Source organism: Sphingomonas sp., from assembly GCF_035317925.1.
Classification (GTDB): Bacteria; Pseudomonadota; Alphaproteobacteria; order Sphingomonadales; family Sphingomonadaceae; genus Sphingomonas_I.
Map to the genome: position 1 here is coordinate 24,938 of NZ_DATHFV010000127.1, position 20,681 is coordinate 45,618.

Below are 20,681 nucleotides of genomic sequence, written 5' to 3' on the forward strand. Positions count from 1 at the left end.
GTCTGAGGCGCCACCCCCAAAGGCGCTTCGGGGAGGCCGGTCGCCACCGCGACCGGCCTCTTTGCTATCGAGCCGACGCGCTCAGGCGATTTGCTCGGCCACGCGCCGCGCCACGAACGGGTCGGGAATGAGCCGCATCACTACTGCCTGGAGGCTGGCCTTGCGTGCCTCGTCGATCGGATAGGATTCGCGCAGCTGGATCAGCCGGGCGATGTCGTCGCGCCATGCCGCCGTATCGGCAATGCCGAGGAACGCGCACAGCGCGCCCAATTGCTCCGGGTCGAGCAACTCGTCCTGGAACAGGAACCGGAATTGGCCCGGATTGGCCTGCGCCGCCGGCGCGAACCAGCCGAACAGGCGGATCATGTGCGTGAACACATCGATGAAACTGTCCTTGCGCTCTTCGCCCACCAGCGCCGCCGCATAGCCCTTGCGAATGCTGGAAATGGTGATGTCGACCGGGTTGCGCACCATCATGACGAAGCGCAGCGACGGCAGGCGACGCGCCAGATCGTCCAACGCGATCTTGTGATGGATCAGGTGGTTGGTGACGCGGGTCGCATCCTTCCACACCAGGCATTGCGTGTCCGGCTTCGCCCCCTCGCCGTAACGGTCGAGATAGGCGTCGCGCAGCGCGCCGTCGCTGAAGGCATGGCTGTGCAGGATATGGCCGCCGACCGCGCCCCGCTCGCCGCCCAGCGCCATCGCCTCCGCCGTCCGCACGAACGCGTCGAGCTTGTCCTGCGTCGGGTCGCGCGTGAAATCGCAACTCTGGTCGGCGAAGATGCGGACGAACGCATGGTTGAGCACCGTGACCTCGGGATGCAGCGCCAGCATCGCGCTCGAGATCGTCGTCAGGCTGCGGTTCGCCCCCAGATAGATCGCTACCGTCTTCACCCGCTTCGCTCGCCCCTTCCCGCCCGATCGATTCCCTGCCTCATCGGTGCGTCGGCGACAAGTTCGAGGCCGGACCCGGAACCCGGCCGTGCAATTCCCTTTCCGCTTCGGCTATCACCCTTTCGCGCGCGAGCGGTGCAGGCCAATGCGCGGAGGGAGAAGGAAAAGTCGTGGTTCATCCGCTGAAGGGCATCAAGGTGCTGGAGCTGGCCCGGATCCTGGCGGGGCCGTGGGCCGGCCAGACGCTCGCCGATCTCGGCGCCGATGTCGTCAAGGTCGAAAGCCCGGATGGCGACGACACGCGCGGCTGGGGCCCGCCCTTCGTTCCCGCCGACGACGGTGGCGATCTGTCGGCCGCCTATTTCCACGCCGCCAATCGCGGCAAGAGATCGATCGTCGCCGATTTCACCACGGCGGAAGGCCGGGCGCTGGTCGAGAAACTGGCGGCATCGGCCGACGTCCTGATCGAGAATTTCAAGCTGGGCGGCCTCGCAAAATACGGGCTCGATTACGCCGCTTTGTCGAAGATCAATCCGCGCCTGGTCTATTGCTCGATCACCGGCTTTGGCCAGGACGGCCCTTATGCCGCGCGCGCGGGCTATGATTTCCTGATCCAGGGCATGGCCGGCGCGATGTCGATCACCGGCGATCCGGGAGGCCCGCCGACCAAGACCGGGTTTGCGATGGCCGATATCTTCTCGGGCCTCTACGCGACGATCGGCATTCTCGCCGCGCTCCGCCGCCGCGACGAGACGGGGGAGGGCGCCTGGATCGATTGCGCGCTGATGGACGTGCAGGTCGGCGTGCTCGCCAATCAGGCGCTCAATTATCTGGTGTCGGGCGTCGCGCCGACCCGGCTCGGCAACGCGCATCCCAATATCGTGCCCTATGAGGTTTTCCCCGTCGCCGACGGCCACATCATCATCGCGGTCGGCAATGACGGCCAGTTCCGGCAATTGTGCGAGGCGGTCGGCGACGCAGCGATGGGGAACGATCCAGCTTTCGCGACCAACAAGCTGCGGGTCGAGCATCGCGCGACCCTGATCCCGCGCCTCTCCGCCGCCACGCTGAAGATGTCGCGCGCCGATTTGCTCGCGAGGCTCGAGGAGGCGAAGGTGCCGGCCGGGCCGATCAACGATATCGCTGATGTGTTCGACGACGCGCAGGTCCGGCATCGCGCGATGCGGCTGGCTCTGGACGCGACGCGCGCGGCCGGCGGCACGATCCCCGGCGTGCGCACGCCGCTCACGATCGATGGCGTCGGGATGGCACATGATCGCCCGTCGCCGGGCGTCGGTGAACATGGCGCGGATATATTGGCGGACCCGGCCTGGGTCAGCCCCTGATCGTCGCGGCCTTCACGGCCGGTTAGGGCTCAGCCCTGATCCTCATAGGCGAATTGGAGGATGCCCCAGTGGCGGCCGCGCACGTGGATCGACGCGATCACCTGCTTGAGTAGAACCACGCCGCCACCCGCGACCTGGCGGCGATAGGCCTTGATGCAGAAGGGTTCCGAAATCAGGCACTGCTCGCGCGTGTCGGGGAAATCGAAGATCATGCCCTGGCGCGCATGCTCCAGATTCCAGTCGTCCTGGCCCGGCCGCTGCGGCTGCGCGCGCTCGGGCATGGCGACCGCGCCGAACGCGTTGCGATCGGTGAAGGTCATGCCGAAGAAGCCCTTATAGGATCGCGCGGTTTCCTGATGCGGGCGCGCGGCGGCGACGATCAAAGCCTGCGCCGGATGCGTGTAGAGCGGCGGGCTGCTGCCGGGGATCTGGGCGTAGCGCGCGCTGAACAGATCGGCTTCGTTCAGCGCGCCGTGCGCGATCGCCTCTTCCAGCTTGTCCGACACGTCCTGCGCGGCGGCAAGGCCGAAGCGGATATAGGGCGTATCCGGAATCTCGGTGCCGCTCTCCGCGAAATATTGGAGCAGTTCGTTGGTGTCGTTGCTCACGCCGGTGACGCGATCGGACAGGCGCTGCAGGCCGGTCGCATTGTCGGCCGAGGTCGCGCTCAGCGCGCCCAGACCGGCATGAACGTTGTCGACCGAGGCGACCATCGATCCGATCCGGTCGGCGACCGAATCGCTGATGTCGGACAGACCGCGCATCAGCGAGCCGAGCCGTTCCACCAGCGTCTCGATATCCTGTGCGCCCTGGTGCGCCGAACGCGCCTTGGCCGTGCCGTCGTTGATCCGATGAAGCATGCGGTCGGCCTCGCCGGTCAGCGCGACGATCGAGGTCTCGATCGTCTGCGTGGCCTGCGCGGTTTCCTGCGCGAGTTTCTTGACCTCGCTCGCGACCACGGTGAAGCCGCGCCCGGCATCGCCCGCGCGGGCCGCTTCGATCGTGGCGTTGAGCGCGAGCAAATTGGTCTGGCTGGCGATATCGCGGATCGCACCGGTGACGCGCCCGACAGTGGCGAGCGCGTTGGTGAACGCCTCGAGGCCGGCATGGATGTGCGTGACCTGGTCGATCAGCTCGAGCACGTTGGCGGTCGCGCCCGACAGGCGGCGGTTGGAATCGTCGATCACGCTGCGCGCGGCGGTCGCGTTTTCGCGCGCCTCCTGCGCTGCCTCGGCGACGTTCTGGCCGTTGTCGGACAGGCGGTCGGCCTCGCCCCGAATCGTCGCGATGGTCGATGCCTGTTCGGTGACGCGCGTCGCCAGTTCGGCGATGTCGGCCTGCAGATCGAGCGTGCGAATGCCGAGCTCGCCCGACATCTTCGCGGCTTTCATGATGGTCTGATTACTGGACATGGATGGTCCTGGGGGAATGCCTCTTTGGGGCAAGTCATAGTCCGGGTTCGTTAACAGGCGTTTAGCAACGGTCGGCACGGCCGCTTCGCGTAACAATTTCGCGCGTCACGAAACCGCAACGTCTCCGTCACCAAAATTGCATCGAGCCTCGGCTAGGCCCCGTTTTTCTTGCACCGCAGCAAACCGGGGACATCATGGGCCGCACTCACGTTTCGCTTCTCGCCCTCACCATTGCCAGCCTCGTACCGGCTGCGGCTTATGCCGCCGATCCGGCCGACGCGGTGCCTGCCGCCAGCGTCGACGCGGCACCCGCGGTCGATGCGGCGGACGGCGGCGGCGATGCCGATATCATCGTGACGGGTACCAAGGTGACCCGCTCGGCCACCGCCATCTCGCAGGCGGAAATCCAGAAAATCCTGCCCGGCGTCTCGCCGCTGAAGGCGATCCAGACGCTTCCTGGCGTGCTCTACATCACGTCCGACCCCTGGGGGTACAACGAGCAGAACGCGCAGATCTTCATCCACGGCTTCAACTTCCAGCAGCTCGGCTACACGATGGACGGGGTGCCGCTGGGCGACCAGAGCTACGGTAATTATAACGGTCTCTCGCCCGAGCGCGCCGTGATCTCGGAGAATGTCGGGCGCGTGGTCGTGACCACCGGTGCCGGCGATCTCGCCACCGCGTCGAACAGCAATCTCGGCGGCACGATCGAAACCTTCTCGGCCGATCCGTCGAAGCAATTGGGCGTCACCGCAAGCGAGACGGTCGGCAGTTTCGACACCTCGCGCACCTATGTGCGGATCGACAGCGGCACGTTTGGCGGCGACAATTCGGCCTATATCTCGGGCGCGCGCCAGCATGCCCGTGCCTGGGATTTCAATGGCAAGCAGGGCGGCTGGCAGGCCAATGCCAAGTTCGTCCATGACGACAGCACCGGCAAGCTCACCCTCTTCTTCGACTATAACGACATGACCCAGCCGAATGAGGACGCCACTGTCTTCTTCAAGCCGTCCGCCGGCGGCACGGCCACCCCGGTCCAGCTTTACACGCCTTACACGAAGCCCTTCTTCTACCCGGATTTCGACGGGTACCGGAACACGTATCTGAGCGCGCTCGGCAATTCGCCCGCCAATGTCGGCAGCAATTACCGCAATTATTATTCGGATGCGCAGCGGACCGACTATCTCGGCTATGCGCGCTACGACGCGCATCTGTCGGATCGCATCACCTGGTCGACCACCGCTTATTTCCATCACAATGACGGCGCCGGCGTCGTCGCCGGCCCGCTCGGCCAGTCGATCACGACCGCGCAACCCTATCTCGATCCCAACTATGCGACGCTTCCGGCCAATTGCCGTTTCGGCGGCAACGCCAACGGCATCCGCCCGGCGGCCTGCACCGCGCTGACCGATGCCCAGGCAGCAGCGGCCGGCGCCGCTTTGGTCAAGGCGACCGGCGGATCGGGCCTGATCACGCGCACCACCGAATATCGCATCAATCGCGAAGGCGTGATCTCGGCGCTCAACCTTGATCTCGGCAAGCACAAGATCGAGCTCGGCGGCTGGTACGAGCATAACAAAACGACCCAGTGGCGCCGCTGGTACGGTGTCGACGTCGCCAATCCGGCGTCGAGCACGCCCTATATCCGCCCGCTCGAGGTGGAGCCGCCCTTGTTCACCCAATATCAGGGCAATGCGAAGATCGAAGAGCTCCAGCTCCACATCCAGGATACCTGGCAGCCGTTCGAGCAGCTCACCATCCAGGGCGGTGTAAAAACCAGCGCGCAGTGGGCGACCGGCACGTTCCCGGTACAGCCGAAGCTCGGATCGCTGTCGGGTCTCACCGGCGGCTTGCCGCAAGGCACGATCAACACGCTGCGCTGGTTCCTGCCGGCAATCGGCGCGACCTACGACTTCAACGGGCACGAACAGGTCTATTTCAACGTCCAGAAGAACCTGCGCCAATATCAGGCCTATCTCGCCGGCGGCGGCGGCCCCTGGTTCACCGGAAGCCAGACGGCGTTCGATGCCTTCCGCGATCAGGGCAAGCCGGAGAGCAGCTGGACCTATGAAGGCGGCCTGCGCACGCATCGCAGCTTCTCGAACGACATCTCGCTCGAAGCGCAGGTCAATTATTATCACGTCGTGTTCAACAATCGCCTGCTGGCAATCTCGACCAACCCCGGCGGCATCGCCGGCAGCGGCATCACCGGCGGCACCTCGATCCTCGTCAATGTCGGCGATGTCCACACCGACGGCGTCGATGCGGCCTTCACGCTCCACTTCGGGCGCACCTTCTCGTTCTACAATGCGGTCTCCTACAATCTGTCCAAATATCAGAGCGACTATTCGGCGGCGGCGACCGGCATCGGTGCCGCGACCGGCACCTGCATCGGCGGCCTCGTCGTCGTAGGCGGCGTCGTGCCGACCTGCGGCAAGCAGATCCCGGGCAGCCCCAAGTGGATGAACAAGTCGGTGGCGTCGCTCAATATCGGGCCGTTCGATGCGCAGCTGATCGGCGATTATGTCGGGCGGCGCTTCGCGACCTATGCCAACGACACCAGCGTAAAGTCCTATTTCCAGACGTCGCTGCGCATCGGCGCGGATCTGCCCACCGACTGGCTGCACATGCGCAAGGCCAATATCGCGCTCAACGTCACCAACCTCACCAAGGAATCGGGTTGGTCGACCATCTCGATCGGGTCGGCCACCAACAGCTATTCGGCCTATCCGATCGCACCGCGCCAGTGGTTCCTGACCTTCTCGGTCGGCTTCTGATATGGCGTCTTTCAGCCGCAGGGAGGCGGTGCAGATCATGGGCGCGGCGGCGATTGCGGCGGGCGCCGGTGGCGCTCTCGCGGCGCCGCCCGCGCGCAAGGTGGAGGTGTTCGGGCATCGCGGCGCTTCCGCGCTGCGGCCCGAGCACACGCTTGCCTCCTATGCCAAGGCGATCGCGGACGGGGCCGACTATATCGAACCCGATCTGTGCGTGACCAGGGACGGCGTGCTGGTCGCCCGCCACGAGAACAACATCGTCCAGACGACCGACGTCGCGAAGCGTCCGGAATTTGCGTCGCGCAAGACGGTGAAGATGGTCGACGGCGAGCGCCAGGAGGGCTGGTTCACCGAGGATTTCACGCTCGCCGAACTGAAGACCTTGCGCGCGATCGAGCGGCTGCCCCAGCTGCGCCCGCAAAATGCGGCGATGGACGGCCAGTTCGACGTGCCGACCTGGGAAGAGATTATCGATTTCACCGCCGCCGAATCCGCCGAACGCGGCCGCGCGGTCGGCCTCGTGCCCGAGATCAAGCATTCGACCTATTTCGCCAGCGTTGGCCTGCCGCCGGAGGACCGTTTCCTCGCGATCTTGGCGGCGCATGACTATACGCGCCGCTGCCCGCTTGAAATCCAGTCGTTCGAGATCGCCAACCTCAAATATCTGCGCTCGAAATTGGGGCGTCAGCCGCACATCCGCCTGATGCAATTGGTTGAGCCCGACGCGGGCAAACCCGCCGACGTGGTCAAGGCCGGCAGCGGCCCCAGCTATGCCGAAATGGTGACGCCCGCCGGCCTCGCTGACGTCGCACGTTATGCCGATGTGATCGCCCCGCCGACCCGCGCGATCATTCCACTCGGGCCCGACAAGAATCTCGCCGCGCCAACCAGTTTGGTCGCGGATGCGCACAAGGCCGGTCTGCTCGTCCACATCTGGACCTTCCGCCCGGAAAACTACTTCCTTGCCGCCGATTTCCAGGATGCAAACGGCCCGGCCGCACGCAACGAAGCCGGCTCGATCGCGGAGATACAGGCCTATATCCGCACCGGAATCGACGGCTTCTTCAGCGACGATCCGGGGTTGGGGAAGAGGGCGCTGGCTACACTCTAACCCAACTCGTCACCCCGGACTTGTTCCGGCATCCACCGGGAGGCTGCGCCTCGCCGCTGGGTGGACCCCGGAACAAGTCCGGGGTGACGGCTAATCGGGGAAGGCCAGCCGCTCACCCATCAGCCGCGCACCACTGCGGAGCCCACGAAACCCCGCCGCGAATTGCGCCATCGTCTGCGTCACATCGCGCATCTGCGCCGGATCATCGGCCAGCGACTTCCGCATCCGTGTCCGATCGAAACCGCCATCAGGCCGCATCGACACCGTGATGGCATGCGGCAGCAGATGATCGACTTCGTCCGAGATGATCCGCACGATCGCGAACGGCAGGCCGTGCGCCAAAGCGACACGCGCCGCGACATGGCTTTCCATATCGACCGCGAGCGCATCGTGATTAAGCCCAAGCGCGCGCTTCTCGGCGATGGTGTCGATCATCCGCCCGTCGGCGAAGAAGGCGCCGATCCGTGCACCGGGCAGGCGGCTCGCCAGCGCATCGCGCCAACCGGGGTGACACTCATGGTCGATCGCGCCGGCGAGACGGCTGCCGACCACCCAGTCGCCGATCCTGAGCCCATCGGCGAGACCGCCGGTCAGGCCGTAACTGACGATGCCTGAGGCGCCATTCGACGCCGCCTGATGCAACCTCGCTTCCAGCCGTTCGGCAACGCCGCCGCCGGCGATGGCCACCACGCCCGGCCCTTCGATCGTACGGACTTCGCGCGTGAAGCCCGTCGCGACGATGACCGGCTTCACGGCTTGAGGCAGGCGATCAGGCCGGTGACGACCGATTTGGTCTCGGCGACATCGCGCACGCGCACCGTGTCGAGCCCGAGCGTCTTCGCCGGATAATCGTTGCCGCCGGGAAAGATCGCGTCGCCGAGGAAGAGGATGTCGTCGAGTGCGACCCCCATCGTTTCGCTCAGATGCTTGAGCCCATAGGCCTTGTCGACGCCCTTGCGCGTGATGTCGATCGAGGTCGATCCGCCGATATTGATCGACAGATCGGGCAGCATCCCCTGCAGGATCGCCTGCAGTTTCTTGCGCTTCTCGTGGTCCGGATCCCATGTATCCTTCGCCTCAAGCGGCGCCTGCTGGCCGAGCGCGGAGAAGGTCACCTGGCTGCCGCGATCCTCGATCTGCTCGCCCCAGGTCTTCTCGCCGGCATAGCCCGCCTGCTCGACCGCGGTCTTGAGCGCGGTGCGGATCTTCTCGCTCTCTTCCGCCGTGAACAGATCGGCATAAAGCTGGTGCCAGGCTCCGTCCTGATGGCGGTAGAGCTTGGTGCCGGTGGTCGGCTGGATGATGAAATTGTCGAGCTTGGCATAGCCCGGCATGCGGCTGACGACCTGCTTCTGGAATTGCGGCCAGTCCCCGCCCGAAATGATGTCGACCAGCGCGACATTGGTGAGTTTGGCGAGCAGATCGGCCATCTCGTCGTCAAGCGGCTGCTTGCTCAAGGCGAGCGTGCCGTCGAGATCGAACGCGATCAGCTTTTTCATGCCCTATCCTTCACCATCGGCAGCAGGATCGTGTCGATCGCATGCGCCACGCCATCTTCGTCATTGCTCGTCGAAATGTAAGCCGCTTTCGCCTTCACCGCGTCGGGTGCCTGGCCCATCGCGATCGAAATGCCCGCGCGCCCGAACATCGGCACGTCGTTGAACTGATCGCCCAGCACCGCGACCTCCTTCAGGTCGATGCCCGCGATCCGTGCCAGCGTCGCCACGCCGTCGCCCTTGTTGGCGGTTGGATGGGTGAGATCGAGATAATAAGTCTGCGACATGCCGATCGTGGCGTCGCCGCCGATCGCCGCGCGCATCTGGTCCTGCAGATCGTGGAGCAACGCCGGATCGTCGCTGACCCAGGTGAGCTTGTCGACCTCGCCGAACAAGTGAGTCATGTCGGTCTCGACCGCCGGCTGCTGACCCGAAGCCAGCACTTCGTGCGGCACGTGCGGATTGGCCGGATCGACGATATGCCAGCGCCCCTCGGCGAAGATCCACGGCGTCGCGGCGGATTGGCCGGCGATGGCGAAGCTCGTCTCGACCACTTTTTTGTCGAGCGCGTGGCGTTCGAGGATCGACCCGTCGGGCGCGATGATCGTGCCGCCGTTGAACGCCGCGATCGGCCCGGTCGGTTTCAGGGCCTCGACCAGGAAGGCTATGCCCGACGGCGGCCGCGCGCTGATGATCGTGAAAGGCACGCCTTTCGCCTGCAGCCGCGCGACCGCGTCGATCGTCGGCGGGGTCAGCTTCTTGGCGGTATTGACGAGCGTCCCGTCGACGTCGCTGATCACGAAGCGCAAAGTCATGCGCCGATCTCGTGCCATTGGCGGCCGTCGCGTTCGAGCAATTCCGCCGCGCCCTCCGGCCCGTCCGAACCCTTCTTGTAGGTCTCGACCTTGCCTTTGCCCTTGCCCCAGACGTCGAGGAAAGGCTGGACCGCGGCCCAGCCCGCCTCGATCTGGTCGGCGCGCTGGAACAAGGTTTGATCCCCCATCATCATGTCGTAGAGCAATGTCTCATAGCCGGTGCGCCCGCCGATCTTGAACTTGTCGGCATATTTGAAATCGAGCGTGACCGGGGTGGCCTGCATCTTCGGCCCCGGTTTCTTGACCATGAAATCCAGGTCGATCGCCTCGTCGGGCTGCAATTGCAGTACCAGTCGGTTGGGCGGCATGTGGGCGACCGGCGTGTCGCGGAACAAGGCCAGCGGCACCGGCTTGAACGTGACCACGATCTCGGTATCGCGCGCCTTCAGCGCCTTGCCCGTGCGCAGGTAGAAAGGCACGCCCGCCCAGCGCCAGCTGTCGACCCATAATTTGAGCGCGACATAGGTTTCGACCTCGCTCTTGGGGCTGACGTCGGCGGTTTTTCGATAGCCCGCATATTGGCCGCGCACGCCGTCCGCCTTGGCCTCTGCCGGCGTCGGCTCGCGCACCGCGACCAGCACCTTGGCTTTCTCGGTGCGGATGGAATCGGCGGACAGATCGTTGGGCGGCTCCATTCCCACCATCGCCAGCAGCTGGAACAGATGATTGGGCACCATGTCGCGAAGCGCGCCGGTCGCGTCGTAGAAGGCGCCGCGCGTGCCGACATCGACCGTCTCGGCCGCCGTGATCTGGACGCTGTCGATATAGCGGTTGTTCCACACCGCCTCGAGCCAGGGATTGGCGAACCGCGCGACCATGATGTTCTGGACCGTTTCCTTCCCCAGGAAATGGTCGATCCGGTAGATTTGCTGTTCGCTGATGACGTTGAGAATCTGTTCGTTGAGCGCGTGCGCGGACGCGAGGTCGTGGCCGAACGGCTTTTCGACCGCGACGCGGCGGAACGCGCCGTTCTGCTCCTCCATCAGCCCGGCCTTGGCGAGGCTCTCGATGATCGGGCCGAAGAATAAAGCGGGGGTGGCGAGGTAGAAGACGACATTGCCCGCCTTGCCGAGCGTCTTCGTCAGATCTTCGAACAATTGCGCCTGGGTGAAATCGCCCCGGAGGTAGGAGATTTGCCCGCGCAGGCGCGACCAGCATTCGTCCTTGGGCGTGAATTCGTCGAGGCCCGCGCGCAGATCCTCGTCGGTTCCCTCGCGCGATCCGATGCCGATGATCTGCAGGTCCTCGCCGACCAGTCCGTCCTCGCACAAATTGGCGATCGCGGGCACCAGCAGCCGCCGCGCGAGATCACCGGTGCCGCCGAAAATGACCAAGGTGGCCGGCGGCGCCTTTTTGAGCGCCACGGCCATTACTGGGGAATCTCGACGTGGCCGCCGAAGCCGAAGCGCATCGCCGACAATATCTTGTCGCCGAACGTATGCTCGATCCGGCTGCGATAGCGCGCGAACAAGGCGGCGGTGAGCACGTTGGCGGGCACCGCCTCCTCCATCGCCGCCTGGATCGTCCAATGGCCCTCGCCCGAATCCGCGACGTTGCCCGAAAATTGCTCGAGCATCGGATCCTTGGCGAGCGCGATCGCGGTCAGGTCGAGCAGCCACGACGAGACCACCGATCCGCGCCGCCAGACCTCCGCGATATCCTTGATGTTGAGGTCGAAGCGCTCGTCCTCGGGAAGCTTCTCCGACTTCTTGGTCTTGAGGATGTCGAAGCCCTCGGCATAGGCCTGCATCAGGCCGTATTCGATGCCGTTATGGACCATCTTGACGAAGTGGCCCGCGCCCGCCGGACCGGCGTGGATATAGCCCTTCTCCGCGCGCAGATCCTCCTGGGCCAGCCCGGGCGTACGCGGGATCGTGCCCATGCCCGGCGCGAGCGCGTCGAAGATCGGATCGAGATGCGTGACGACATCGTCCGGTCCGCCGATCATCATGCAATAGCCGCGCTCCAGACCCCACACGCCGCCCGACGTGCCGACGTCGACATAGTGGATGCCGCTTTCGCGCAGATGCTTCGCGCGGCGGATATCGTCCTTGTAGAAGGTGTTGCCGCCGTCGATGATGATGTCGCCCGGCTCGCAGATCTTCGCCAGCTCGGCGATCGTGCTTTCGGTCGGGTCGCCCGCCGGCAGCATCACCCAGAAGATCGCCGGCTTTTCGAGCTTGGCCTTGATATCGGCCAGGCTGGTGGCGCCGACTGCACCTTCGCCGGCCAGCTTGCCGACCGCCGCCTGGTCGCGGTCATAGACCACGCCTTCATGGCCCTTCTGCATCAGCCGGCGGATGATATTGCCACCCATCCGGCCGAGGCCGATCATCGCGATGCGCATGTTGCTAGCTCCCGCTTAATTTTGAAGTGCTTCGACGACCAACGCTTCGAGTTTGCTGAGGTCGCCGGTCTTGAGATGAACCCGCAGCACGCGCTGGCCGCGTTCGGCGAGCACGTCGAGATCGCCGCGCGCCTGTGCCAGCTGGACGATGCCGAAGCTGGCTTTCCGGCCGGGAATGGCCAGATCCGGATCGGGCGTGCGCGTGATTTCCAGGAACACGCCGCTCTTGGGCCCGCCCTTGTAGGTCTGGCCGGTCGAGTGGAGGAAACGCGGGCCGAAACCCGCGATCGTCGCGACGCCCTTCGCTTCGACCACCGCCTCGCGCATGCGGGAAATCGCTTCCTCATGCTCGTCGTTGCGCTCGATATAAGCGAGGAAGCCGACATAGTTTCCGGCGTCCGCGCTGGCGAAATGCGTGCGCAAAATCTCAACCGGATCGCTCGGCGCGAATTCATGTTCGCCCGGCGCGAAGAAGGCGAGATCGGCATCCTCGTGGAACGCCTTTTCGGGCGCGAGGCTGCCGGACTTCTCATAGGCATCGACCAGCTCGCGCGTCTTGATCTTGGCGTCCTCGACATCGGGCTGATCGAACGGATCGATCCCGATCACCGCGCCCGCAATCGCGGTCGCGATCTCCCAGCGGAAGAATTCTTGGCCGATCAGATATTTGTCGGCGAGGCCGATCTTCACCACCGGCTGCCCGGCGGCAATCAATGCCGCGACATGCTTGTCGAGATCGGGGTCTTCATCGCCTGCAAGGCTCAGCACCGCGAAGATGCGGTCCGCACCATAATCTTCCGCCGGCGATAAAGGTTCGAGATCGACCGGCACGATGCCCCGGCCATGCTTGCCGGTGGATTCGGCGAGCAATTGCTCGAGCCACGCGCCGATCGGCTCCAGCTCGGGCGTGGTCAGGATCGTGACCTTGTCGCGCCCGGCATTGGCCGCCTCGCCCAGGATCACGCCCAGCTGCACGCCCGGATTGACGCCCGGGGGTGCATCGGGGCCGCACGCCTGCACCATCGGCGCGGTCTTGGCGAAGAAATCGTCGACGTCGATGCCCATCATCGCCGCCGGCACCATACCGAACACCGACAGCACCGAATAACGCCCGCCGATCGCAGGATCGCCGGGGAAGATGGCCGAATAGCCATGTTCCTTGGCGAGCTTCTCGAGCTTCGAACCCGGATCGGTCACCGCGACGAAACGGTTGCCGTCCTTGCTCGACAGCTCCCAGAAAAACGCCCGCAGCAATTCGGGCTCCATCGTCGATCCGGACTTGGACGCGACCAGGAACAAAGCTTCCTTGGGATCGATCTTGCCCGCGATCGTGGCGATCTGGCCCGGGTCGGTCGAGTCGAGCGCGTGCACGGTCGGGTAGCCCGGTGCCGCACCGATGATCTCGGCCAGCACTTCCGGCCCGAGGCTGGAGCCGCCCATGCCGAGCAGCACAACATCCTTATGGCCCCTGGCCTTCTTGGCCAGTTCCTTGAGCGCGGCGTGGTCTACCTGCTTGCCCTGGCCGGCGGCGAGCCAGCCAAGCCATTTGGCTTCGTCGGCACCGGTCCAGACGCTGGCGTCGCCCGCCCACAGCCGGCGCGACCAGCCGGCCGCGCGCGCCGCCTCGATCGAATCAGTTACCGTTTTTTTTTGAGCCTCCGGCAGCGCCGGTTCCAGGCTGTTGATCTTGTCGCCGGCCAGCTTGACGCGCTTGGCGGCGATCGCGCCCAGCAGCGCGTCGGCCGCATCGGCGAACAGTTTGACGCCGTCTTCGACCAGGTGCGCGGTCACGCCCGGCAGATCGAGCCCGAGCCGGTCGGCCTCGGCCAAGGTCTGCTTGGCGGCATCGACATCCGCGTCGAGCGTGCGCTTCACCGTGCCGTGATCGCGAAACGCGTCCATCGTCTTGGGCGGGATCGTGTTGACCGTGTCCGGCCCGATCAGATTGTCGAGATAGAGCGTGTCGGGATAGGCCGGATCCTTGACGCCGGTCGACGCCCACAGCAGCCGCTGCGGTTGCGCGCCCTTGGCGGCGAGCGCCTGCCAGCGCGGCGACTTCACGAAATTCAGATACCATTGATACGCCATCTTGGCGTTGGCGATCGCGACCTTGCCGCGCACCGCCTTCAAGGCGTCCGCATCCTTGTCGCCTGCGGCGAGACGCGCGTCGATCTTCTTGTCGATCTGCGCGTCGATCCGGCTGACGAAGAAGCTCGCGACGCTCGCGATCTTGTCTACGCCCAAGCCCTTCTTCACGCGCGCTTCGAGCCCGGCGGTGAACGCTTCGGCAACCGCGATGTAGGCCTCCAGGCTGAACAGCAACGTGACATTGATGTTGAGCCCGTCCTCGATCAACTGCGCGATCGCGGGCGTGCCGGCCTTGGTGCCCGGCACCTTGATCATCAGGTTCGACTTGGCGATCTGCTTCCACAGCCGGCGCGCTTCCTCGACCGTGCCGGCGGTGTCGTTGGCGAGGTAGGGCGAGACCTCCATGCTGACATAGCCGTCATGCGTGCCGGTCTTGTCATAGACCGGGCGCAGCGTGTCGGCCGCATTCTGGATGTCGCTGATCGCCAGCGCCTCGTACGTGTCGGTCACCGACGCTTGCGGGTTGGCCTTCACGAAGCTCTGGAACTGCTCGTCATAGGCCTCGCCCTGGCCCATCGCCTTCTCGAAGATGGACGGGTTGGAGGTGACGCCGGTGACGCCGTCCTCCGCGACCAGCTTCTTGAGGCCGCCCTCGTTGAGGAAGCCGCGGTCGACGAAATCGAGCCACGGCGCCTGGCCGCTGGCACGGAGCTGTTCGAGCAGAGAGGTCATTGCTTACTTGCCCTTTCCGAGCATCTCGTTGGCCACCTGGACGACATGGTCCGCGGTGAAACCGAACTTGTCCTGCAATTTGGCGAGCGGTGCCGATGCACCGAAGCTGTGCATGGTGATGGTGCGGCCCTGGCCACCGACATAGCGGTCCCAGCCGATCTCGCTGCCCATCTCGACCGCGATCCGCGCGGTCACCTTGGGCGGCAGCACCTTGTCCTTATAGGCCTGGTCCTGCTTCTCGAAGAGGTACCAGCTCGGCATGGACACAACCTGGGAACGCACGCCCGCTTCGACAAGCTTCTCATGGGCGGCGACGACCAGGCTGACTTCGGATCCGGTGCCGATCAGCACGACCTCCGGATCGTCCGCGCCGGCGAGCACATAGGCGCCCTTCATCAGGCCTTCGGCGCTCGCATATTTCGACCGGTCGAGCGTCGGCATCGCCTGGCGCGAGAAGATGAGCGCGGTCGGCTGGTCGCCCGATTTCAGCGCGGCCCGCCACGCCCACGCGGTCTCGTTCGCATCGCCCGGCCGGATCACGTCGAGCCCGGGGATCGCGCGCAAGGCAACGAGCTGCTCGATCGGCTGGTGGGTCGGGCCGTCCTCGCCGACGCCGATCGAATCGTGCGTGAACACGAACGCGACGCCGATCTCCATGATCGCGGCCAGCCGGATCGGCGGCCGCATATAATCGGAAAAGACCATGAAGGTCGCCGAGTAGGATCGCAGATGCGACAGCGCCATGCCGTTGACCGCCGCGCCCATGCCATGTTCGCGCACGCCGAAATGCAGGTTGCGCGCGTCGTAGCTCGCCGCCTGGAACGAGCCGCCATTGTCGATCAAGGTCTTGGTCGATGGCGCCAGATCGGCCGATCCGCCGACCAGCCAGGGCAGCTTGGGCGCAATCGCATTGAGCACCTTGCCGCCCGCATCGCGCGTCGCCATGCCCTTCTCGTCGGCGGGGAAGGTCGGGATATCCGCATCCCAGCCCTCGGGCAATTTGTCCGAAAACAAGGCATCGAGCTCCTTGCCCAACGCCGGTTCCGCCGCTTTGTAGCGCGCCAGCATGGCTTCCCACGCCTCGCGCAGCGGCTTGCCGCGCCCGGAGATCGCCGCATGGAAGCGCTCGGCGACGCCGTCGGGCACCAGGAACTCGGCATCGGGCCAGCCATAGGCCTTCTTGGTGCCGGCAATGTCCTCATGCGTCATCGCCTCGCCGTGCGCCTTGGCAGTGCCCGCGATCGAGCTGCCGAAGCCGATGATCGAATGGACGACGATGAAGGTCGGCTTGTCGTCGGTCTGCTTGAATGTCTCGATCGCGGCGGCGATCGCCTTGGTGTCATTGCCGTCGTTCACATGGATGACATTCCACCCATAAGCCTGGAAGCGCTTGCCGACATCCTCGTCGAAGGCGAGATCGGTACCGCCCTCGATCGACACATGGTTCGAATCGTAGAGCCAGCACAGGTTCGAAAGCTTGAGGTGCCCGGCCAGGCTCGCCGCCTCGCTCGCGACGCCCTCCATCATGTCGCCATCGCCGCACAGCGTATAGATATCGTGGTCGAACAGGGTGAACCCATCGCGATTGTAGCGCGCGGCCAACCAGCGCTCGGCGATCGCCATGCCGACCGAATTGCCGCAACCCTGGCCGAGCGGGCCGGTGGTCGTCTCGACGCCGGTGGTGTGGCGATATTCGGGGTGGCCCGGCGTTTTCGAGCCGAGCTGGCGGAAATTCTTGATGTCGTCGAGGCTGACCGCTTCGGCGCCGCTCAACTTGCCGTTCTTGTCGATCTCCCTGATCCCGGCGAGGTGGATCAGCGAATAAAGCAGCATCGATGCATGGCCGACCGACAGCACGAAGCGGTCGCGGTTGGGCCAGTCGGGCTTGTCCGGATCGGTCCGCAGGAATTGCGACCAGAGCGTGTAGCCGACCGGCGCCGCTCCCATCGGCGTGCCGATATGGCCCGACTTCGCCTTGGCGACCGCGTCCATCGACAAGGTGCGGATCGTATCGATGCCAAGCCGGTCGGGCGAGCCGTCCTCATGAACGCTGGAGGAGGCAGTGCTGGTCGACATGTGATTCCCTTCTTTGCGGGGTCGGGCAGACAGGATGGGCCGATAGACCCTTCTTGAACGCACGCGCAACGGCTGGCGCGCATCTATGCGCCAAACTTGCAAGCCGGAGCGGCTTTAGGATGCGACAGGCCGTTCCTTCAAGGTAACGCTACCATTTTTCGCCAGGTACAAACCGTCAATCTCGTCGATGAAAAGTCCGTGCCCGACCATGCCGGGAATCGATGACAGGGATGCGGCAAGCGCGCCCGGATCGGCGATCGCGCCGAAGTGGCAATCGAAGATCAGATTGTCCTGATCGGTGCGGTACGGCGCGCCGTCCTTCGTGCGCAGCACGACCCGCGCACCGAGTTCAGTGAGCGCGCCTTCGACAAAGCTTTGCGCGAACGGCAAGGTCTCGCACGGCACCGGCGCGGCACCCAACATCGCGACCGTTTTCGATCCGTCGGCGATCACCACCATCCGCGCGGCCGATGCGGCGACGCACTTCTCGCGCAGCATCGCGCCGCCCGCGCCCTTGATCGCGCGCAACTGGGGATCGATCTCGTCCGCGCCGTCGATCGCGAGGTCGATATGCGCGACGTCCGAAAAGGGTAGGACCGGTATGCCGAGTCCCTGCGCCTGCCTTTCGCTCGCAAGCGAGGTCACGACCGCGCGGAAGCGCAGCCCCTGCGCGAAACGGCGGCCCAGCTCGTCGATCAGAAAAGCGGCGGTCGATCCCGTGCCCATGCCGACCAGCATCCCCGCCTTGACCTCATCGGCGGCGGCGAGGGCAGCGATCTTCTTGTCGTCGTCCTGGGACATCGGGCGTCAAATGCGCCCTCCGCGCCGCGCCCGCAACCGTCATCCCGACGCCGACGTCATGACAATAATATCGCTCCAAAACTTAAGAATAACCAAGACAACAACCATTTTGGTTGTTTAATGGATACTGTGAATCGGCCAACCAATTGTTAACTTAAAAATAAAAATGCAACTATAGCTCTGACATTCAGTTGAATTCTCCAGATTATATGGGTCGGGAGCGGGCAGTGGCATCCAGTGCGAGACTTTACGAGTCCCCGGCGCAGCCGGTGGCAGCGGCGGGCGCGCCCCGTATGCGCGCAATTATTGAGCCAAACCTCGTCCCGATACGGAACGACGAGACGCGCGTTCGGCTGCTTTTTGATCCGCCTGAAGCCGACCGACGCTGGCCCGCGCCCGCGCGACTTGCTGTCATCTTCGGTTGTGCCGCCGCCTGCTGGGCGATGATCGGCGTGCCCTTATTGCTGATCTGGGGATAAGCCGGTGGCTTCCGTAATCGGAAAATCCAGAGAGCAAAGACGGGCGGAAGACGAGATATCCAAATTGCAGGACGAACTCGGCCCGTTCGTCACTGCCGCGGAATCGACGCGGATGCCGATGATTTTCACGAATGCGCAGTCGGCGGGCCATCCGATCATTTTCGCGAACAACAGCTTTCTCGACCTGGTCGGCTATTCCCGGGAGGAACTGCTTGGCAAGGATTTCGGCTTCCTCACGGCGCGGGATGCCGATTACGAGACGATCACCGGCGAGAAAAATCAGTTCGACCGCAAGATTCACGACGATCTGGAGGCGATGTTCCGGCGCAAGGACGGAAGCAATTTCTGGGCGGCCATCTTCATCAGTCCGGTGCTCGATGCGGCGGGCAACGTGGTCCAGCACTTTCTGTCGCTGATAAATCTGACGAAATACAAGAGGTCGGTCGAGGCGCTGCGCTTCAGCGAGGGGCGCTTTCGCATGGCCGCGACCGCGGCCCGGCTCGGCGTCGCCGACATCAACCTTGTCACCTACGAGGAACATTGGTCGATCGAGCTGTGCGACATGCTCGGCGTTCCGCGTGATACGACCCCCAGCATGGCGGCCTATCTGGCGCTGATCCATCCGGACGATCGGGACATGGCCAGTGATGTGCATATTCGATCGCTGCAAGGCGAGGCGATCGAAGGCGACCATGGCGCGTATCGCATCATCCGGGCCAGCGACGGTGCCGTGCGCTGGATCGCCAGCGAACGGCACGCGATGCACGACAGCGAAGGCGCGGTCATCCGCGTCGTCGTGACCAATCTCGATGTAACGGACACCAAGGCCGAACATGACCGCGTCGTGTGGACCGCGACGCACGATTCGGTGACGGGGCTGCCGAACCGGGCGTACTTCCGAACCGAACTCGAAGCCGCGCTGGCGACCGCGACGGCACAGGACGGTGTGGTCAGTTTGCTGCTGATCGATCTCGATCGTTTCAAGCATATCAACGATCTGCTTGGCCACCAGGCCGGCGACGACGCGCTTTCGGTATTCGCCGGCAGGGTCGCGGCGGTCATGCCGGGGATGGCCACGCTCGCCCGTCTTGGCGGCGACGAGTTCGCCGCGATCCTGCCGGGGGTGGATATCGCGGCCGCCGCAGCGATCGCGCAGCGTCTGCTGAGTCGGCTCAAATCGCCCTTTTCCGTCAGCGAACGCGATATCGATCTGCACGCCAGCATCGGCATCAGCGCCTTTCCCCAGCATGGCAAAGGGCCGTCGCAATTGATCCATAGCGCCGATCTGGCGCTCTATGCGGCCAAGAAGGCCGGCGGCGCGCGCGCGCGCACCTTCGCGCCGGAACTACGCCATGAACGGCAGCGGCAGTTGTCGATGCTCCGGCACGCCCGGACCGTGCTCGACAATGACTGGATCGAACCTTTCTATCAGCCCAAGATCGCTCTCGCGACCGGCCGGGTTGCCGGCTTCGAAGCGTTGTTGCGCTGGCGCCATCCGCGCGTCGGTCTGCAACTGCCCCGAACGATTGCCTATGCGTTCGACGATATTAATACGGCCGGCCTTTTGGGCGGCACGATGGCGGAGGCGGTGCTGTCGGATATTCGCCGCTGGATGGATCGGGATATCGCTATCGGCAAGATCGCGATGAACGCTTCGGCCGCGGAGCTGCGGGATCCCGCTTATGCCGAAAGGCTGCTCGGCCGGCTCGACAGGCATTGCATCCCCCCCGCCATGATCGAGCTCGAAATCACGGAGACGGCGTTCCTCGATGACCGCGCCTGCAACGTGATCGTGATGCTCTCCACATTGCGTGCGGCGGGCATGACCGTCGCTCTGGACGATTTCGGCACCGGCTTTTCCTCGCTCTCGCACATCCGCGATTTCCCGGTCGACACGATCAAGATCGACAGCTCGTTCGTTGCGGGAATCGATACCAGCCCCCGGGATCGCGCGATTACCGAAGCCGTGCTGGCGCTGGGCTCGGCGCTGGGCATGACCACCGTCGCTGAAGGCGTCGAAACGCAGGCGCAGGCCGATTTCCTTGTCGCCCACGGTTGCCAGCTCGGCCAGGGCTTCCTGTTTGCGCCCGCGATCGAAGCGGCCACGGTCGAAGACTTGGTGACGCGCAAATTTTCGGTGCGCGAACTGTCGGTTGTCAGGTCGCACGCCCTGAAGGCGCGCGCGTCTCAAGTTGCATAAGACGGGCCGGCCGATGCCGCCGGGCATCGGCTGAGACAGCGCCAGCC

14 protein-coding genes are annotated in these 20,681 nt (G+C 64.7%); 4 read left to right on the forward strand and 10 right to left on the reverse strand.

The genetic code is table 11. From position 1 onward, the window contains the following. Positions 1–81: 81 nt before the first annotated feature. Positions 82–897, reverse strand: a complete 816-nt coding sequence (locus VK533_RS09330; RefSeq protein ID WP_324376726.1) for a sulfotransferase — start codon at positions 895–897, stop codon at positions 82–84. A gap of 170 nt (positions 898–1,067) precedes the next feature. On the opposite strand from VK533_RS09330, the gene VK533_RS09335 reads away from it, so the two are divergent. Continuing rightward, entirely contained in the window at positions 1,068–2,243 is a 1,176-nt protein-coding gene (locus tag VK533_RS09335; protein WP_324376728.1) for a CaiB/BaiF CoA-transferase family protein, read from the forward strand. Positions 2,244–2,272: 29 nt separating this feature from the next. Here VK533_RS09335 and VK533_RS09340 read toward each other — a convergent pair whose 3' ends face one another. After that, positions 2,273–3,634, reverse strand: a complete 1,362-nt coding sequence (locus VK533_RS09340; RefSeq protein ID WP_324376730.1) for a methyl-accepting chemotaxis protein — start codon at positions 3,632–3,634, stop codon at positions 2,273–2,275. A 215-nt stretch (positions 3,635–3,849) separates the two neighbouring features. On the opposite strand from VK533_RS09340, the gene VK533_RS09345 reads away from it, so the two are divergent. Together VK533_RS09345 and VK533_RS09350 are read left to right on the forward strand one after the other, a co-directional pair. Beyond that, the gene (locus tag VK533_RS09345; protein ID WP_324376731.1) at positions 3,850–6,432 is read left to right on the forward strand and encodes a TonB-dependent receptor; all 2,583 of its coding nucleotides are present in this window, start codon (positions 3,850–3,852) and stop codon (positions 6,430–6,432) included. A 1-nt stretch (position 6,433) separates the two neighbouring features. Next, on the forward strand, positions 6,434–7,540 hold the full coding sequence (locus VK533_RS09350; RefSeq protein ID WP_324376733.1) for a glycerophosphodiester phosphodiesterase: 1,107 nt from the start codon (positions 6,434–6,436) through the stop codon (positions 7,538–7,540). A 90-nt stretch (positions 7,541–7,630) separates the two neighbouring features. On the opposite strand, the gene VK533_RS09355 is transcribed toward VK533_RS09350, so the two are convergent. The 8 genes from VK533_RS09355 to rpiA form a co-directional block, all read right to left on the reverse strand. Beyond that, complete coding sequence (locus tag VK533_RS09355; RefSeq protein ID WP_324376735.1) at positions 7,631–8,293, reverse strand: phosphorylase; 663 nt, start codon at positions 8,291–8,293, stop codon at positions 7,631–7,633. Then, positions 8,290–9,039: an HAD-IIB family hydrolase gene (locus tag VK533_RS09360; RefSeq protein WP_324376737.1), complete on the reverse strand. Its 750-nt coding sequence runs from the start codon at positions 9,037–9,039 to the stop codon at positions 8,290–8,292. Before VK533_RS09360 ends, VK533_RS09355 begins: the two co-directional genes overlap by 4 nt. Continuing rightward, complete coding sequence (locus tag VK533_RS09365; RefSeq protein ID WP_324376740.1) at positions 9,036–9,851, reverse strand: Cof-type HAD-IIB family hydrolase; 816 nt, start codon at positions 9,849–9,851, stop codon at positions 9,036–9,038. The genes VK533_RS09360 and VK533_RS09365 overlap by 4 nt, the downstream gene beginning before the upstream one ends. Beyond that, positions 9,848–11,275: a glucose-6-phosphate dehydrogenase gene (zwf, locus tag VK533_RS09370; protein ID WP_324376742.1), complete on the reverse strand. Its 1,428-nt coding sequence runs from the start codon at positions 11,273–11,275 to the stop codon at positions 9,848–9,850. Before zwf ends, VK533_RS09365 begins: the two co-directional genes overlap by 4 nt. A gap of 5 nt (positions 11,276–11,280) precedes the next feature. Further along, a complete protein-coding gene (gene gnd / locus VK533_RS09375) occupies positions 11,281–12,258 on the reverse strand; it encodes a phosphogluconate dehydrogenase (NAD(+)-dependent, decarboxylating) (protein WP_324376744.1) in 978 nt (325 codons plus the stop codon). A gap of 15 nt (positions 12,259–12,273) precedes the next feature. Then, entirely contained in the window at positions 12,274–15,078 is a 2,805-nt protein-coding gene (locus VK533_RS09380) for a bifunctional transaldolase/phosoglucose isomerase (RefSeq protein ID WP_324376746.1), read from the reverse strand. A 3-nt stretch (positions 15,079–15,081) separates the two neighbouring features. Next, positions 15,082–17,154, reverse strand: coding sequence for a transketolase (tkt, locus tag VK533_RS09385; protein ID WP_324376748.1), 2,073 nt, complete (start codon positions 17,152–17,154; stop codon positions 15,082–15,084). A gap of 114 nt (positions 17,155–17,268) precedes the next feature. After that, entirely contained in the window at positions 17,269–17,955 is a 687-nt protein-coding gene (rpiA, locus tag VK533_RS09390) for a ribose-5-phosphate isomerase RpiA (RefSeq protein ID WP_324376750.1), read from the reverse strand. Between the two features lie 483 nt (positions 17,956–18,438). Here rpiA and VK533_RS09395 point away from each other — a divergent pair, with 483 nt between their 5' ends. Beyond that, positions 18,439–20,634: an EAL domain-containing protein gene (locus tag VK533_RS09395; RefSeq protein ID WP_324376752.1), complete on the forward strand. Its 2,196-nt coding sequence runs from the start codon at positions 18,439–18,441 to the stop codon at positions 20,632–20,634. Positions 20,635–20,681 lie beyond the last annotated feature (47 nt).

Bases quoted from the DNA above. Each gene is read 5' to 3' on its own strand.
- VK533_RS09340 (WP_324376730.1), bottom strand. From the start codon at position 3,634: ATGAAAGCCGCGAAGATGTCGGGCGAGCTCGGCATTCGCACGCTCGAT.
- VK533_RS09345 (WP_324376731.1), top strand. From the start codon at position 3,850: ATGGGCCGCACTCACGTTTCGCTTCTCGCCCTCACCATTGCCAGCCTC.
- VK533_RS09350 (WP_324376733.1), top strand. From the start codon at position 6,434: ATGGCGTCTTTCAGCCGCAGGGAGGCGGTGCAGATCATGGGCGCGGCG.
- VK533_RS09360 (WP_324376737.1), bottom strand. From the start codon at position 9,039: ATGAAAAAGCTGATCGCGTTCGATCTCGACGGCACGCTCGCCTTGAGC.
- VK533_RS09365 (WP_324376740.1), bottom strand. From the start codon at position 9,851: ATGACTTTGCGCTTCGTGATCAGCGACGTCGACGGGACGCTCGTCAAT.
- gnd (WP_324376744.1), bottom strand. From the start codon at position 12,258: ATGCGCATCGCGATGATCGGCCTCGGCCGGATGGGTGGCAATATCATC.
- VK533_RS09380 (WP_324376746.1), bottom strand. From the start codon at position 15,078: ATGACCTCTCTGCTCGAACAGCTCCGTGCCAGCGGCCAGGCGCCGTGG.
- tkt (WP_324376748.1), bottom strand. From the start codon at position 17,154: ATGTCGACCAGCACTGCCTCCTCCAGCGTTCATGAGGACGGCTCGCCC.
- rpiA (WP_324376750.1), bottom strand. From the start codon at position 17,955: ATGTCCCAGGACGACGACAAGAAGATCGCTGCCCTCGCCGCCGCCGAT.